This window comes from Mucilaginibacter straminoryzae (assembly GCF_022953055.1).
Lineage (GTDB): Bacteria > Bacteroidota > Bacteroidia > Sphingobacteriales > Sphingobacteriaceae > Mucilaginibacter > Mucilaginibacter straminoryzae.
In genome coordinates this window covers 132623-147624 of record NZ_JALJEJ010000003.1, presented here as the reverse complement: position 1 = coordinate 147624, position 15002 = coordinate 132623, and the positions used below count along the sequence as shown (strand labels likewise).

13 protein-coding genes are annotated in these 15002 nt (G+C 44.9%); 5 read left to right on the top strand and 8 right to left on the bottom strand.

What is annotated here, in order from left to right:
• The first annotated feature begins 4 nt into the window (after positions 1-4).
• Together MUY27_RS07835 and MUY27_RS07830 are read left to right on the top strand one after the other, a co-directional pair.
• Positions 5-1021: a cytochrome d ubiquinol oxidase subunit II gene (locus MUY27_RS07835; protein WP_245129451.1), complete on the top strand. Its 1017-nt coding sequence runs from the start codon at positions 5-7 to the stop codon at positions 1019-1021.
• Positions 1022-1086: 65 nt separating this feature from the next.
• Positions 1087-1425, top strand: coding sequence for an RNA recognition motif domain-containing protein (locus MUY27_RS07830; RefSeq protein WP_245129450.1), 339 nt, complete (start codon positions 1087-1089; stop codon positions 1423-1425).
• 36 nt (positions 1426-1461) lie between these two features.
• Here MUY27_RS07830 and MUY27_RS07825 read toward each other — a convergent pair whose 3' ends face one another.
• Both MUY27_RS07825 and MUY27_RS07820 read right to left on the bottom strand, forming a co-directional pair.
• Entirely contained in the window at positions 1462-2829 is a 1368-nt protein-coding gene (locus MUY27_RS07825) for an NAD-dependent succinate-semialdehyde dehydrogenase (protein ID WP_245129449.1), read from the bottom strand.
• A gap of 59 nt (positions 2830-2888) precedes the next feature.
• On the bottom strand, positions 2889-3917 hold the full coding sequence (locus MUY27_RS07820; RefSeq protein ID WP_245129448.1) for a glycoside hydrolase family 25 protein: 1029 nt from the start codon (positions 3915-3917) through the stop codon (positions 2889-2891).
• Between the two features lie 154 nt (positions 3918-4071).
• On the opposite strand from MUY27_RS07820, the gene MUY27_RS07815 reads away from it, so the two are divergent.
• Genes MUY27_RS07815 through MUY27_RS07805 form a run of 3 tightly spaced genes read left to right on the top strand, consistent with a single transcriptional unit; the run spans position 4072 to position 7239 of the window.
• A complete protein-coding gene (locus MUY27_RS07815; protein WP_245129447.1) occupies positions 4072-5892 on the top strand; it encodes a PQQ-dependent sugar dehydrogenase in 1821 nt (606 codons plus the stop codon).
• Between the two features lie 14 nt (positions 5893-5906).
• Positions 5907-6818, top strand: coding sequence for an SMP-30/gluconolactonase/LRE family protein (locus MUY27_RS07810; RefSeq protein ID WP_245129446.1), 912 nt, complete (start codon positions 5907-5909; stop codon positions 6816-6818).
• Between the two features lies 1 nt (position 6819).
• On the top strand, positions 6820-7239 hold the full coding sequence (locus MUY27_RS07805; RefSeq protein WP_245129445.1) for a c-type cytochrome: 420 nt from the start codon (positions 6820-6822) through the stop codon (positions 7237-7239).
• Between the two features lie 91 nt (positions 7240-7330).
• Here MUY27_RS07805 and MUY27_RS07800 read toward each other — a convergent pair whose 3' ends face one another.
• The 6 genes from MUY27_RS07800 to MUY27_RS07775 form a co-directional block, all read right to left on the bottom strand.
• Positions 7331-8224, bottom strand: coding sequence for a TFIIB-type zinc ribbon-containing protein (locus MUY27_RS07800; RefSeq protein WP_245129444.1), 894 nt, complete (start codon positions 8222-8224; stop codon positions 7331-7333).
• A gap of 77 nt (positions 8225-8301) precedes the next feature.
• The gene (locus tag MUY27_RS07795; protein ID WP_245129443.1) at positions 8302-9969 is read right to left on the bottom strand and encodes a PNGase F N-terminal domain-containing protein; all 1668 of its coding nucleotides are present in this window, start codon (positions 9967-9969) and stop codon (positions 8302-8304) included.
• A 115-nt stretch (positions 9970-10084) separates the two neighbouring features.
• Positions 10085-10846, bottom strand: coding sequence for a DUF4249 domain-containing protein (locus MUY27_RS07790; RefSeq protein WP_245129442.1), 762 nt, complete (start codon positions 10844-10846; stop codon positions 10085-10087).
• A gap of 32 nt (positions 10847-10878) precedes the next feature.
• Positions 10879-13671 carry a TonB-dependent receptor gene (locus tag MUY27_RS07785; protein WP_245129441.1) on the bottom strand — a complete coding sequence of 931 codons (2793 nt, stop codon included), beginning with the start codon at positions 13669-13671 and terminating at the stop codon, positions 10879-10881.
• A gap of 100 nt (positions 13672-13771) precedes the next feature.
• The gene (locus MUY27_RS07780; RefSeq protein ID WP_245129440.1) at positions 13772-14494 is read right to left on the bottom strand and encodes a LytR/AlgR family response regulator transcription factor; all 723 of its coding nucleotides are present in this window, start codon (positions 14492-14494) and stop codon (positions 13772-13774) included.
• Positions 14475-14912 (bottom strand): hypothetical protein, encoded by a 438-nt coding sequence (locus MUY27_RS07775; RefSeq protein ID WP_245129439.1) that lies wholly within the window; start codon positions 14910-14912, stop codon positions 14475-14477. Before MUY27_RS07775 ends, MUY27_RS07780 begins: the two co-directional genes overlap by 20 nt.
• Positions 14913-15002 lie beyond the last annotated feature (90 nt).

The window sequence follows — 15002 nt, the reverse complement described above, 5'->3', positions numbered from 1 at the left end:
CGCTATGCATTACGTTATCATCATATTTTTGTGGCTGTCGATATTGTTGTACCTGGTACTTGGCGGGGCCGACTTCGGTGCTGGAATTATTGAATTATTTACGCCGCAGCCACACCGCGGGCGTACACGCAAAGCAGCTTACCAAGCCATTGGCCCCATATGGGAAGCTAACCACATGTGGTTGGTAATCGCCGTGGTGATTTTATTCGTAGGGTTTCCGGCTATTTATAGTACCATGTCTATTTACCTGCACATTCCGTTGGTGGTGATGCTGTTGGGGATTACCGCAAGGGGTACAGCGTTCGTCTTCCGGAATTACGACGCCGTTGTAGACAACATGCAGAAAATCTACGACCGGATTTTCCTATACTCAAGTTTCGTTACACCGCTGTTTCTCGGCATTATCGCGGGAAGCGCAATTTCGGGCAGGATAGACCCTTCCGCTACCGATTTTCTTCACGCTTATGTATACAGCTGGCTCAATTGGTTTTCTGTTGCCATTGGTTTATTCACGGTTTCTCTTTGCAGTTTCCTTGCTTCTATTTATTTGATAGGTGAGGCTGCGAATCCAGTTGATGCAAAGGAGTTTATTTATAAAGCAAGGGTATGGAACATTGTAACTGTAGGCTGTGGCGCGGTAGTTTTTATTGCGGCCGAAGCGGAGCATATTCCACTGGTTAAATGGGTGTTTGGTAACACGATTGGCCTTATTGCCGTCATCCTGGCTACGCTTTCGCTGATATTACTTTGGGTATTAGTCGCCAGAGGCAAGACGATCTTTCCGCGGATATTGGCAGGCTTTCAGGCTACGATGATCCTGCTGGCGGTTACTTACGTGCATTTCCCGAATTTCATTGTGCTTAAAACAGGCAATAACCTTTCACTTTTCAGGCATCAGGCACCTGCAGCCAGTATGAATACGTTGGGCTGGGCTTTAATTATCGGTAGTGTTTTCATCATTCCGGCGTTGTTCTACCTGTACTATAGTTTTCAGAAGGATAAGCATCGCGAGCAGCATTAGGATCGTCGTCAAATTCTGAGTAACCTTAATAAATTTTCTATATTTGCCGCATACCCTGTAAGTAGATGACCAAACTCTTTGTCGGCGGTTTTCCTTTAGATGCAGATGAAATGCAAATTGCACAGCTGCTGGGACCGTATTGCGATATTCAGACGATTAAAATTGTGCGCGATAGAAAAACCGGAAAGTGTAAAGGTTATGCTTTTGTTGAAGTAGCGGGAGAAGAACAAGCTTTGGCTGCAAAAGACGCACTTAACGGAACCGAAATGCGCGGCAGGGAACTTCAGCTAAACATTGTAGAAGAACAGCAGGCACCGGTTAGGCGGCCAATGCAGCGCAGGCCTACAGAGCGTCCATCATTTGATCCCACTCGGCCAAAACGCCCGCGCAGACCGCTTAATTAATACAAATCCTATTAGTCTGCGTAATAACGCTGTTTATTATTTAATAAATACGGTTTTAATGTTCACAAATTCATGTATGCCGAACATGCCCAGTTCCCGGCCGTAACCCGATTCTTTGATACCGCCAAAAGGCAATCTTGGGTCTGATTTTACCAGCGCATTCACAAATACCGAACCGGCTTCCAGTTGTTGGGCGGCAATCGCTTCTCCTCTGGCTATATCTTTTGTAAACACGGCCGATCCTAACCCAAATACGCTTTGGTTTGCCAATTGTATCGCTTCGGCTTCGTCCTTGGCAACAATAATGGCTGCTACCGGTCCAAACAGTTCTTCATCAAATGCCGGCATGCCTGGTTTTACATCTGTCAGGATAGTTGGCGGATAAAAGGCATGATCACCTGCCGGTATTTCACCACCTAAGATACATTTCGCTCCTTTTTCAATTGTTTTCAGCACCTGTTGATGAAGATCATCGCGCAGATCTTTACGCGCTTGGGGACCAACTTCAACGCCTTGTTCAAGTGGGTCGCCCATTTTTTTCGCTGCCATTTTAGCTTTGAAAAACTCCGTGAACTGCCCTGCAACTGACTCTATTACAATAAACCGCTTTGCCGCAATACAGCTTTGCCCGCTGTTGATCAGCCTGCTATTTACACAAGTTTCGGCAGCAAGTTCCAGGTCAGCATCTTCCAATACCACATAGGCATCGCTTCCGCCCAATTCCAAAACCGTCTTTTTAAGAACAGCACCGGCTTGCTGTGCTACTTTTTGCCCAGCCTGCGTGCTGCCTGTCAGGGTAACGGCTTTTATTAGTTTATTCTCGATGATTTTTGGGATCAGATCACTGCCGACTAATAAAGTCTGAAATACATCTGCAGGAAACCCGGCTTCCCGTACAATTTCTTCTGCAGCCAATGCACATCCCGGTACGTTCGAAGCATGTTTCAACACACCGCAATTACCGGCAGCAAGCGCTGGCGCAAGAAAGCGGAACAGTTGCCAGAAAGGAAAGTTCCATGGCATAATGGCCAGCACAACGCCAATCGGCTGAAAAGTGACAAAGCTTCGAGATGCATCAGTTTCAATCACCTGATCTTGCAGGTGCGCCTCGGCATGATTTGCGTAGTACTCGCAAACGGCGGCACATTTTTCTACTTCAGATGCGCCCTGTTGCAACGGTTTCCCCATTTCCAAAGCCATTAACCGCGCCAGCTCGTCAGCACGTTTCCGCAACACCGCAGCCATTTTCTTAAGAAGGGTACTTCTTTCCGCGAAAGAGGTATGTTTCCAGTTTAACCACGCTTCATGTGTTTTCCTGATCTTTTCTTCCGCGACCTCTGCGCTGTCAGCCTGGTAGGTTTTAATGGGTTGGTTATTAGCCGGGTTGATTGAAGTAATTTCCATATGCTTGAAACTATGCTCAAATAAACACCATTTGCCCGAAATGTTTGCAAAATGTATTCTTAAGGGATGCGCAGCTTCTCGAAAGATAGACTATCGCCTTTAAAAACGTTAAAGTCTACCCGGTGCCTGATGCCTTTAATGTGCGCTTCGTCCGAGTGTTGCCAGAAGTGCCAGTTAGTAGTCGCTGCGGCACCTAAACGGTCTGTATAATAATGCGCCAGCCAGAGCGGGTAATTATCAAAATGCCCTGCCAGGTATGTTTGGTAAAAATTCAGGCTCGAATAAATAATAGGCTGGGTGTGCGTGTCTTTCTTCACACGCTCCAGGAAACGCTGAAGCTCGTGCCGCATTTGTGTTGGCGTTGCCCCGCTCAGTTCTTCTATGTCAACCACCGGGGGCAGGTCGCCGCGCTCTGGCTGTACTTTGTTTAGGTAAAACAGCGCCTGCCAAAGGCCACTTTTATTAGCGCGGAAATAATGGTACGCACCGCAAATAATTCCTGCCTTTGGCGCTTCCCGCCAGTTACGGGTAAAGAAAGGATCGAGGTGCGATTCGCCTTCTGTTGCCTTGATAAATGCAAAACGAACACGAACGCTGTCTTCTTCCATGGCGCTTACCTGCTGCCAGTCTATCTTACCCTGGGCGTAGGATACATCTATGCCATGTATTTTAAAACCGTTAGGGATGCGGATATCGAAGCTATGGTACTTGCGCGAATACTTGTTATCACCAGATTCTGTAAGCCAGCGCCACGCATTGCTAAATCCTCTGCTGATGTATTGATAATAAAGCGGGGAGAGGAGTATTAACAGTAAAAAAACGCCAGCGACCTTCAGCCAAAGAGAAAACGGGTTGTGCTGATTTTTCTTTTTTGCAGGTTTTCTTTTGGTAGTTGTGGTCGACTTCGCCCTTGGTTTTGGTGCTGATTTAACTTTTGGGGTTTTGGTTTCCAACGGCGCTAATTCCGGCGGAACAGCAACAGTTCTTTTCCTGGGCTTCTGATTATCTGACGACCGCTTTACCGTATTCACCCTGCAAATATAACCAAACAGCACAATTTGGATGTAAATAATGCTTCGACTTGCCACCTTCAGTTTTACATTATAAAAAAATATGTAACTTTTATGTTGGCATTGGTCTTTTAGTTGTTTTGCTGTGTCTTTGTAGCGTTCTGGTTTCTCAAATATTTTAATTTAGGGAACTCTTAGCATCAGCAAACCAATTAATCAAACATTTATATTAATGAACCTGGAAAAACTTAAACAAAAGGGAAGGCATCGCCTCCGGTTTGTTAAAAGCCGCTATCTTAAGATTTTTGGCGGAGGCGTTCTTTTTATTTTTACTGCATCTGCCTGGTATGGCGGTAAACCCAACCTACCGAAACCCGATGCAGACAACGGGGGATTATACCTTCCGGACGGTTTTCGCGCAGTTGTGGTGGTTGACAGTCTAAAGGGAAGAGCAAGGCATATTGCCGTGAACGATAACGGCGATATCTATGTGAAGGCCCGATTTCATAACCTTAATGGCGGCTATGGAAATATAGCTTTGCGGGACACCAATGGCGATGGCAAAATGGATATTATCCAGCCTTTTGGTAAGTATGATGGTGGCTCATACGGAACCGCCATGCGCGTACACAAAGGCTATCTTTATTTCAGCTCGGAACTGATGGTTTACCGGACGAAGCTTAACCCGGGAGAACTGATCCCCGATAATAAATTAGACACCATTGTTGCTGACGTTCCGCCTTATCACGAACATCAGACCAAACCATTGGCTTTTGACAACAAAGGGCACATCTTTGTTGGCTGGGGAGCGGGCTCAAACGCGGGCCAGGAGAAGAACCGGGTTCCCGGATCAAAAGGGGTAGGCGATCCTTTATCTGCAGACAATGGTAACCCGCTCCTGAAAGATCATGGCGGTATCTGGATGTTTGATGCGGATAAATTAAACCAGAAACAAGGTGACGGCGTGCGTTACGCAACAGGTTTACGTAGTATTGTGGCGATGGACTGGGATCCGAAAAGCAAGTCGCTTTATACTATAAACCACGGAAGAGATGATTTTAGGTTGCTTTGGCCAGATATTTACAGCCAGTGGGAAAGTGCCGTGCTTCCGGCAGAAGAGTTCTTTAAGGTAAACCAGGGCTTAAATGGTGGCTGGCCTTACTATTACTATGACCAGATCAAGGGTAAAAAATTACTGAACCCAGAGTTCGGCGGCGATAAAATCAAAGAAGGCGATGGCCCGAAATTGCAAAAACCATTGATCGGGTTTCCTGCACACTTTGCACCAAACGACTTGCTATTCTATCATGGCAAGCAATTCCCTGAAAGATATCGCAATGGGGCATTTATTGCTTTTCATGGCGCTACTAATCGCGCGCCGTATCCGCAGGCAGGTTATATTGTGGCCTTTGTTCCGTTTAAAAATGGAGTGCCTTCCGGCGAATGGGAGGTTTTTGCAGATGGCTTTGCCGGTGTTGACCCTATCGTAAGTGTAAGTAACGCAGTTTATCGCCCTATGGGTCTTGCTGAGGGTCCGGATGGTTCGTTATATGTAAGCGATACGGAAAAGGGTAAAATATGGCGCATTATGTATCCTGGTGATAAAAAGGCGTTCAATGTGTCGCAGCTTGCTGCCATGCAAAAAAGAAAAGAAACGGCTTCCAACATCAAAAACCCCGACGAAGTAGCAGACAATCTATTTAAAGACCTGCCCAAAAACTCGGCTATATACAGTACATACTGCGTATCTTGCCATCAGCGTGATGGCAAAGGTGACGGGAACCGTTTCCCGCCGTTGGCGCAATCAGAATGGGTTTATGATAAATTCAGGCTGGTTTACGTGATATTGAATGGCTTGAAAGGCCAGGTTACAGTTAAAGGCTTACCCTATAATGAAATTATGCCGGCACACGGCAGTTTCTTATCAGACGAGCAGGTAGCCGAAGTTGCCACTTACGTAAAATCTAACTTTGGCAACCTGCCTGAAATTATTACCCCGGCGGATGTGGCAAGGATCAGGAAGGTACCGCCACCACCATCGGCAGCAAACTAATATTGATAAAATTGATGAATAGAACTAACATCCATACTGTGCAGAAACTTTTTATAGCGGCGCTATTCTTAAGCGCAATCAATGCCAGGGCGCAGGCCTTGTTTACCTCCACTGTTTTTACCCCGCCACACAGCTTTACTATTGGTGCCGAAGGGCCTGCGGTAGATAAAGACGGTAATGTGTATGCCGTGAATTATGATCACGATGGTACTATCGGGAAGGTTACTCCTGATGGTAAAGCGAGCGTTTTTATTGAATTGCCGAAGGGAAGCGTAGGCAATGGGACCCGGTTTGACAGCCACGGTAATATGCTGATTGCTGATTACACCGGCCATAATATCATTAAAGTGAATATGGCTACAAAAGAGCAGCGGATCTATGCCCATGAAGGTAAAATGGCGCAGCCGAATGATATTGCCATAGACAAGTACGACCGGCTATACGCCAGCGACCCGAACTGGAAGGCCGGAACAGGGAAGATCTGGCGCATAGATACCGATGGCAAAGTTACCCAACTGGATAGCATGGCGACTGTGAACGGAATAGATGTCAGCCCGGATAATAAAACCCTTTATGTAAACGAATTACGTAAAATATGGGCTTATGACTTATCTTCGAAAGGCGAGATCAGCAATAAAAGATTGGTGATTGAATTTCCGGATTTTGGAATGGACGGCCTGCGTTGTGATGTTAAAGGCAACATCTACCAGGCGCGCTATGCCAAGGGCACAGTAGCCAAGGTTTCGCCGCAAGGAAAGGTAATTCAAGAGATTAAATTAAAAGGGCAGAAGCCAACTAACGTGGCTTTTGGAGGCCCGGACGGTAAGACGATGTATGTGACTTTACAAGATGAAGGCAACCTGGAAACATTCAGGGTTGATGCGCCAGGCCGCGAATGGGTAATGACCAAAAAGCAGAAAAAGTAATATGAGATTGAACGTAATGATAGCAGGTGCAACCTGCATTTTATTAGGTATTTGTACCTCGCAAAGCTTTGCACAAACTAAAAAAACGGCAACAAAAACGGTTGCGAAGAAAACCACAACCGTAGCTAAAGTTGCACCAAAACCATTTGCCACCCCGCAGGAAATAGAAGAAGGTAAAACGCTGATCTCGAAGTCAGACTGCCTGGCCTGCCACAACGTGGATGCGAAACTGGTAGGACCTTCTTATAGTTCTATCGCACAAAAGTATCCGCAAGACCAGGCAACTGTTGCTGCACTAAGCGAGAAGGTAGCTAAGGGCGGCAGCGGGGTATGGGGAACTGTACCGATGACGCCACACCCGGCGCTTGCATCTGCTGATATAAATAAAATGGTAGCCTACGTGCTGTCTCTGAAGAAATAATTTAGCAAGTTTTTTTTTACGACAAAAGCCTCTTCGTTGAGGCTTTTGTCGTTTAATTCAGATCACCAATTTGCGAAAAGACGATCTAACGCTATTGTTTTTTTAACTGCTGTTGAAGCAAGCCTTTGTATAACTGTAGTTCCCTAAATAATGCCATTTTTTGCACGCGATTAATTGTTACCACATCATAATACTTATCCCCACTATACTTCACTTTAACTTTTCTTGCGTTGGCAATTTCTACTAACATGGGTAGGTTGTAATCATCAACATTATCGTAAGACCACTCCCAGAAGCTATTCGAGCTATTGCCTTTATTAAAGCTTACACTGTAAGTGGAATTCTTACCATCGGTATTGATAATCATTTCATTAATGTTTAACCAACTATCACTCACATATTGTTTGCAAAACCGCAGATTACAATCGGAGCTATCTTTATTAATGTAAATATAAAAGGCGTTTACATTTGTGTATTGTGGCGAAGTTGGATCATAAATCGCCAGGTTGTCCGAAAACTCATCTCTTTTTTTCCTTGCTCTGCTATACAGTTTTTTAAAAGTTTTTGAATCTAACGGAATTGCTGCCAATATTTTTAAAGTTGCCAGCGAAGGATCTTCTACCTTATCACCTTCTTGTTTTTTGTCTTCTTCAATCGACTTCGGTGAGGAAACTGCCGTATCTAACTTTACAGATTCAGGGTAGTCGTTCTCCAACGAAACCCGGCTCTTTACAAAGGCGACGATAATAAAAATCAGGAGTGTTAAAAATATAAGTATAAGAAAAACCGCGCCAGATCCAATTTCCGACTTTTTGGCATTATTGGTAGTATCTGCAGGTAAAGTAGCAACTTCTACTTCGTCGTGATCTTCTGGATGATCTGAAGAGTAAACGGTACCGCAATACTTACATTGAATGATGCCGTCCTGCTCAGGCTCAAGTTGAGCGCCGCAATTGTTACATTTTTTTAGTTCCTTTAACTCCAAAATCTTAAGGTTTAGATATCAGGCTAAGCTAGCCCTTTTTTAGATGATCTTATATGGATTTAGTTGTTTAAATCTAATCAATCCATCATTCCGATCAAACATCCCGAAACATTCCATGAGCTGAACGCCGTACCTTCCCGTTGTCCGAGTGGTATGGCCACTTTAAAGGTGTGAACGCCTGGTTGCAAGTCTGGCAACGGAATATATACGGGAGGAGTGAGACTGCCCGGGCACCAGTTGGAGCGACTAAGATCTGATGATGACTGTCCATTGCCAAAATTTCCCGAGGAAGGGTTTAGCAGGCGATAAGTGCCGCAGTCTGTGCGCCAGGGAATAAAATGGTAAACGCGTTTGTCGTCTACAAATATTTCATTCAGTTTCTGGTTAAATTCGTCGCCGCCACCCCATCCGCCGTGCCCAGTAGTAATATACCTCATCTGCAGGTTCTTAACACCTTTCGGGATGTTCACGGTCACGGTTAGCGAATCATGGTCGAACATGGTTCCGTACTCTTGCCCGGCCATTTCCATTAGGTTCGTCGTATTAAATATTGGCTGCACAAACTGCCCCGGTTTTTGGTTCCCTTCGCCATCGCCGGGATAGTATTTCAACCGTAAACTAACAATATGGCCACCTTTATCATAATTCCCAATAAACACCCCGATCCATACTTCGCCCTGCAAACGGGGCTGTAATTCGGTAATATCCTGCCTGAACACTGCCGAATCTGCCCAGTTGTACCCCTTTATGTTTGATGCCTTGTTATACTTGTTGATACCGAAAGGCGTGAAGAACCGCAACAGTTCCAGTGGGGGCAGGTAATCAGTAGTTTCTACCACACCCTGGTATTTATTTTTATAAACGGGCAAAGCTTTAACACCCTTTTGCAAGCCATCTAAAAAAGATTGCTTTTTATCTAAAGGGATCATGAATACAGAACCGGTACGGTCGTAAGCATCGCCGTTGGAGTATTGTGAAAGTTCGGCAAACAGTTGCGTTCCTGCGACGTAATCGGGCAACTTGATCTTTTTGAGGATCACGGTGCCGCCAGCGTAATGATAGGTAACATTAGCTTGCTCGCCGGCGGGGTTGGGTTTATCATAACCGAAAGAAAGCTGCTCTTTATTAAAAACAGTTACCGTTTTAAACCGGCTTTCTATTACCTGTTGGTTGTAGGTAGCGGCATCAACAACCGGCCCCATTTCGGCTGCGGTAGGCCAGTGCAGGGTTGTACTTTTTCCATCGCCCTTTTTTATTTCTGAAGCCGTTACTTCCATTTCACCGTTTCTTACGGTTTTTAATACTAACCCTAACCCAGGTGTTACGCCGATGCTTGGGGTACCTTTAAACGGCGGTGCATTGGTATACCATACTTCGATAGTGTTCGAACGGATAATCACTTTAGCCTTTTTACAGGGATAACCTAAAATGGTAGCGGTATCCGGCAGTAGTTGGGGTTGTTCGTAATCTTTAAAATCTTTTAGCTGGGTCACGTGCTTATTTTCCGGCAAGGTAAGCACCTGCATGGTTTGTTTCTTTGCGTAATCCAGGTACAGCTGTTCTTTTGCATTAGGCTCTGCAACTTTTTCTATGTGGGCCTTATCGCCTTTAATTACCAGGTTGATCCGGCTGTCTGGAAGTTCTTTACCATGATATTTAACATTATAAGTAATGGTTGCCGCGGGTTGGGCAAAAGTTAAAAAAGCCGACAGCAGTAAAGCGCCGGACAGAAATAGAACCTTCATTTGTTGGGTATAAAATTAAGCGATGGCTAAGATAACCATAAATGAAAGCCATCATCACCCACAACACTTATTTTACAGTGTAAGAACGTCCGAGAGGTTACGGGATCAAGCTATCCTAATACTGCGTGAGTTGCAGCTTGATGGTATCTGACTGCATGCCCGAAAAAATGCCGTAACCATTTATAATATTGGTGGGGGCGTCGGTTAATCGTTGAGAAGAGGTATTGGCATTGGTTTTCAGCATATTAATATAGTCTTCGCTGACACTCCATAAGATAGCCCTGTAAATGCCGATGTAGTTAAACGTACGATAGTACACATTGTAATATTCTGCTTTTTTGGCGTTGATGGTAAAATTAACAGCTGCATTAAATTGCGGATGAATATTAAACGGACTGCTATCATCATTCTTAAAAACAATTACATGATACAGCGAGTCGGGATTTTTCCATTTAAATGTAACAGCAATAGAATCTGTGGCTTGCGGACTGATAGTTGACCCCGTTGGTAGATTAATTAAAGTTTTACTTGCCGTGAAACCAACCGGCTTAGAAGGTACCGATGTAGTTGCCGTTACAGGCAGTGAATTATAGGTGAATTTTAACTGATAGGTTTTGCCGCTGCTGACGAAAGAAAGATCGTTATAAGTATAAATGCCGTTTCCCGAATCGGTAAGCTGCACGGTTTTGCTTCCGTCAGAAACAGATGGGGTCAATCCGGTAATAGGCGTTCCATACGTAGCGGTGTCTGAAAGCCCTTTTTGTGAATATACTCTTAAACTGATGCTTTGCCCGGGAATCAGATAGCCGATCACGACCGGCTTGGTGGCGTTATCAACCGTATTCTCTTTTTTGCAGGAAGCGATCAGCGCTATCATTGCTGTTAAAAAGCACATTAATCTGTTTCTGCTTATTTCCATTTCAAACTAAGGGTAATGTTAGGGGTAAAGCCAAGGTATTTAACGTTGGTAGTAGTTACCTGGTTGTTGCGGATATAGTACTCGTTATACCACGAGTTAACGTGATTATACACATTGAACAGCGACAAGCCGATACTACCTACTTTATGACCGTCTATCTTTAATAGGTCATAAGTGGCAGATAAATCCAGGCGGTGGTAGGCCGGCAATCTTTCGCCGTTCTTTGCGCTGATGGTAAGATAGGTGACCTTGTTACCGTCGAGCGTGGTAACACTGTAAGTACCCAGCGGAGCGGTGTAGGGGTGCCCGGTACTGGCGATAAACAGGGCTGAGAAACTCCACCGTTGTAAGTGGTACATGTTGATGGATTTCACTTCGTGGGTAATATCCTGCGGTGCAGAAAAGTACTGATCGCCGTATACATCATATTGATTCTTGGCCTGGGCAAGCGTGTAACTGATCCAACCGGTATATTTGCCCATTTTCTTTTGAAGCATAAATTCAATGCCTTTAGCAAAACCGCGTCCATTGTAAAAATCTTCAGTTAATGTGGCCGTTCCTCCATTGTTGCGAAATGGCATTCCGCCGCCTGCAAAGCCTTCCTGCCGGATGGAATATTCAGTAATCTTATCCAACTTCTTGTAATAGGCTTCCACATCGAACAGGAACTCGCGCGTTTCGTAATTAAAGCCGGCAATAAAGTGATTTGCAGAAGCCACCGGGATAGTGCTGTTATTTGCCAGCACCCAGAAATTGCGGTCGCCGCCAGCGACATCTTCGCGCACTACCTGTTTGGTGAACTGATAAAATCGTCCGGTTGCACCTTTCAGGTTAAATTCATCGGTAAAATGGTAGGTTAAATTTAAGCGGGGTTCAAAATACATTTTACCGTCGGGCGAGAAGTAGGTACTGCGCAAACCCGGCTGAATATGTAATTTATCATTCGGTTCTATTTCCGCTTCGGTATACACGCCGCCAATGGTACCAGTGTTGTTCTTGTTGATTAACTGACTGGTATCGTTCTGCGTATAGTTATACTTGATGTTAAGGTTTGAACCAAAGGCGCCATAAAGAAATTTCACTTTAGAGGTTGCCTGCCATTCCCAGTCAGATTTAATGCTAAGGTCGCGGAGGCGATTTTTTTCCAGCGTACCGCTATTGATGGTGGTGGTAGTGCCACTGTCTGTTACGTTGCCCGTATTGGTACGGTCGCGGTCGCTGAAAAATCCAGAATAACTTAGGATGGTATTGTTTGTCAGGTTTTTGGCAACAGTACTTGTCAATTTCAGAGCCGCACCTGTATTACCGGATATGGTTTTATCGTTGATTTTTATATCGCTGCTGCTGGCAGTTCCAAATGCGGGGATATTCATCTCGCGGCTATTGTCCACGTTATCGTGCCCGTTATAGTAACTTACGGACAGTGTGTTTTTGGGCGAAAGGGCGTAAACGTATTTTGCGTTGATGTCATAAAAGTAAGAAGATGGTGTAGTTTGATTTCCGAAGCCGCCGCCCGGCCCTCCACGTCCGCCGAAGCCGCCTCTGCCACTTGGGATAGCCGTAGTAGCACTGCTATTGAATTGTCCGAAAATCTTGTCGTAAAAAGGCCCCTGATATGACCTCCGGAAGGCAATTAAAGCAGATGACTTGCTCCCGATGGGCGATTCTGCATAGATATTGGTGCTTAACAAGCTAAGGTCGCCGCCGATATTGGTTTCGATCTTGTTGCCGTCTTTACCCCTAATCTCGGTAACACTGGATAAACGACCGCCGTACTTGGAAGAAAAGCCGCCTTTGTACATGTCTACGTCGCGGACAGCATTACTGTTGAAGGCGCTGAAAAATCCGTAAAGGTGGTCTACCTGGTAAACGGTAAAGCCATCAAAGGTGACCAGGTTCTGGTCTGGCGTGCCACCACGTACATAAGCGCCGGAAGAAGATTCGTTAGTGGCGCTTACGCCCGGCATCAGCTGAAATGCACGCATTACATCGCGTTCACCAATATTCGGCAGCTTGTCCAGCGCAGTTGGGTTTAATTGTAAAACGCTCACTTTTTTGCTGTCGGTATTCAATACGCCTGTCTTTTTATCGGTAATCTCCACCTCGTTCAGCGCGTTCATCGTAGGGAACAGCGCAAACACCAACGCGCTATCTATATTCTTACTGTTGAGCCGGAATATGTCTTTCTGATAACCGATGAAGGAAACTTCCACCGACACCGTATCAGAAGGTACATTCAGGATAGAGAAGCTACCATCTGTATTGGTCATGGTGCTTAAGTCTGTAAACCTGATTTTAACCGTGGCTCCGGGCAGGGCCTCACCCGTGTTTTGATCTGAAACCTTACCATGAATAGCAAAATGATGCCGCGTGGGCGGATTCACAGCAAGCTCTAAATGCTTTGGTTTTACCAGGCCGCCCGTTTTTTTCAGTTGGTTCTGCTGGCGAAGGCGGGGCAGGTCGTCAGGTTTTTGAAGGATGTAGATTGTACCGTCGTTTTCTATCCAGTACTGCAGGTTATTCTCTTTACAAACGTACTTGAAAACATCTTCCAGCGATTCTTCGAAAAAGTGGTTGGCCACATCCATTTTCTGTATCTGCTCACGCTCGAAGAAGATGGGGATCTGATACGCTACCGAAATGGTATCGAACATCTTATCCAAGGTACAGGTAAAGAAATGGTTGATGATGGATTTTTTTAGCAGCCTTTTGGTGTGCTGCGCCTGCGCAGTACAGTGTAGAACAATGGTGAAAAGTAATAGGGGTATTAAAGATTTTTTCATCAATGCTTAGGGGCTTTGCTTCAAAGGTGCATTAGCCCAACGTAGATGAAAAATAAATGAGATGATCGGCCGAACAATGTCGACGAAAATGTTAAAATTGTTAAATAGCGTCGCTTTTCCCCGTCATTCTATCGACGTTCTCCCTATAGTTATCGCTATAAGGGACAGTATCTGCTGTCAGTTTGATCATGCCCCGGCGGACAGATTGCACATGCTCTACATTGACCAGATATGATTTATGCACCCTGAAGAATTCATGTGCGGGCAATTGTTCTTCCAGCGCCTTAAAGGTGATTCTGGTAAGCACCGGTTTAGGCAGGTTTTGCACATGCAGTTTCACATAATCCTTAACGCCTTCGATGTAAATAATATCCTGATGACGGATCTTGATCAGATTGTAGTCTGCATAAACGAACAAGTGTTTGCGATCACCATCAGGTGTTGCGATAGGGGGCGCCGACTGTTTTTGGAGATGATGTAATTGCAGCGCTTTATTGCAGGCTTTCAAAAAACGCTCTGTAGCGACGGGTTTCAAAAGGTAGTCGATCACATCAAGTTCAAAACCATCAATAGCAAACTCCTGGTAGGCGGTTACAAATACCACCAAAGGTTTCCTGGTTAAACTTTTAACCAATTGAATGCCGTTTATTCCCGGCATTTGTATGTCGCAGAAGATCAGGTCAACTTTTTCAGCGGTTAGAAATTGGGCAGCGGTAGATGCATTGGTAAATTCACCTACCAGTTCTAAGCCGTCTACATTACGGATGTTATCAGCCAGTAACTCCAGCGCTAAGGGTTCGTCGTCAATAATAATAGTTCGCATAACAGTTCAGAATTAAGAGGAGGTGATAAACATCTTGCTGGTATTTACGGCACAATACAAACCGGCCAGGGTAACTAGTTTCAAGCTTTTCTTTAAATTTAAGAAAAGTAACAGCCGTACGTTCGTCGCGCCTATGCTTGTCATACTTATACCGTAAACTGAATATCAGCTTGCTTTCCTGCGTTTCTATATCAAAAATAACAGATGGGTCCTTAACACCATAGATACCGCAGGTGAAGGCATCTTCGAGCAGCGGCCATAGTAAATCATGTTCAATACTTTTACAGCTTGACGCAATATTAGCATTGAGCTTTATACTAATGCCCTGGTAATACTTTTGATATTGTGTTATACACGCACAAATGTACTCAGCTTCTTCATCTAAAGTGAGGGGCCAACGTTTAATTTGTGAAGTCATCAACAGTATAAACTACGATGTTAACTTAAACCTTATAAAGGCCTGGTAATTAATCGACATCTGGCAATTATGTGTCGACAAAGACAGATA

Coding starts and splice junctions, on each gene's coding strand:
- MUY27_RS07835 (WP_245129451.1), top strand. CDS start 5: ATGCATTACGTTATCATCATATTTTTGTGGCTGTCGATATTGTTGTAC.
- MUY27_RS07830 (WP_245129450.1), top strand. CDS start 1,087: ATGACCAAACTCTTTGTCGGCGGTTTTCCTTTAGATGCAGATGAAATG.
- MUY27_RS07825 (WP_245129449.1), bottom strand. CDS start 2,829: ATGGAAATTACTTCAATCAACCCGGCTAATAACCAACCCATTAAAACC.
- MUY27_RS07815 (WP_245129447.1), top strand. CDS start 4,072: ATGAACCTGGAAAAACTTAAACAAAAGGGAAGGCATCGCCTCCGGTTT.
- MUY27_RS07810 (WP_245129446.1), top strand. CDS start 5,907: ATGAATAGAACTAACATCCATACTGTGCAGAAACTTTTTATAGCGGCG.
- MUY27_RS07805 (WP_245129445.1), top strand. CDS start 6,820: ATGAGATTGAACGTAATGATAGCAGGTGCAACCTGCATTTTATTAGGT.
- MUY27_RS07795 (WP_245129443.1), bottom strand. CDS start 9,969: ATGAAGGTTCTATTTCTGTCCGGCGCTTTACTGCTGTCGGCTTTTTTA.
- MUY27_RS07790 (WP_245129442.1), bottom strand. CDS start 10,846: ATGATAGCGCTGATCGCTTCCTGCAAAAAAGAGAATACGGTTGATAAC.
- MUY27_RS07785 (WP_245129441.1), bottom strand. CDS start 13,671: ATGAAAAAATCTTTAATACCCCTATTACTTTTCACCATTGTTCTACAC.
- MUY27_RS07780 (WP_245129440.1), bottom strand. CDS start 14,494: ATGCGAACTATTATTATTGACGACGAACCCTTAGCGCTGGAGTTACTG.
- MUY27_RS07775 (WP_245129439.1), bottom strand. CDS start 14,912: ATGACTTCACAAATTAAACGTTGGCCCCTCACTTTAGATGAAGAAGCT.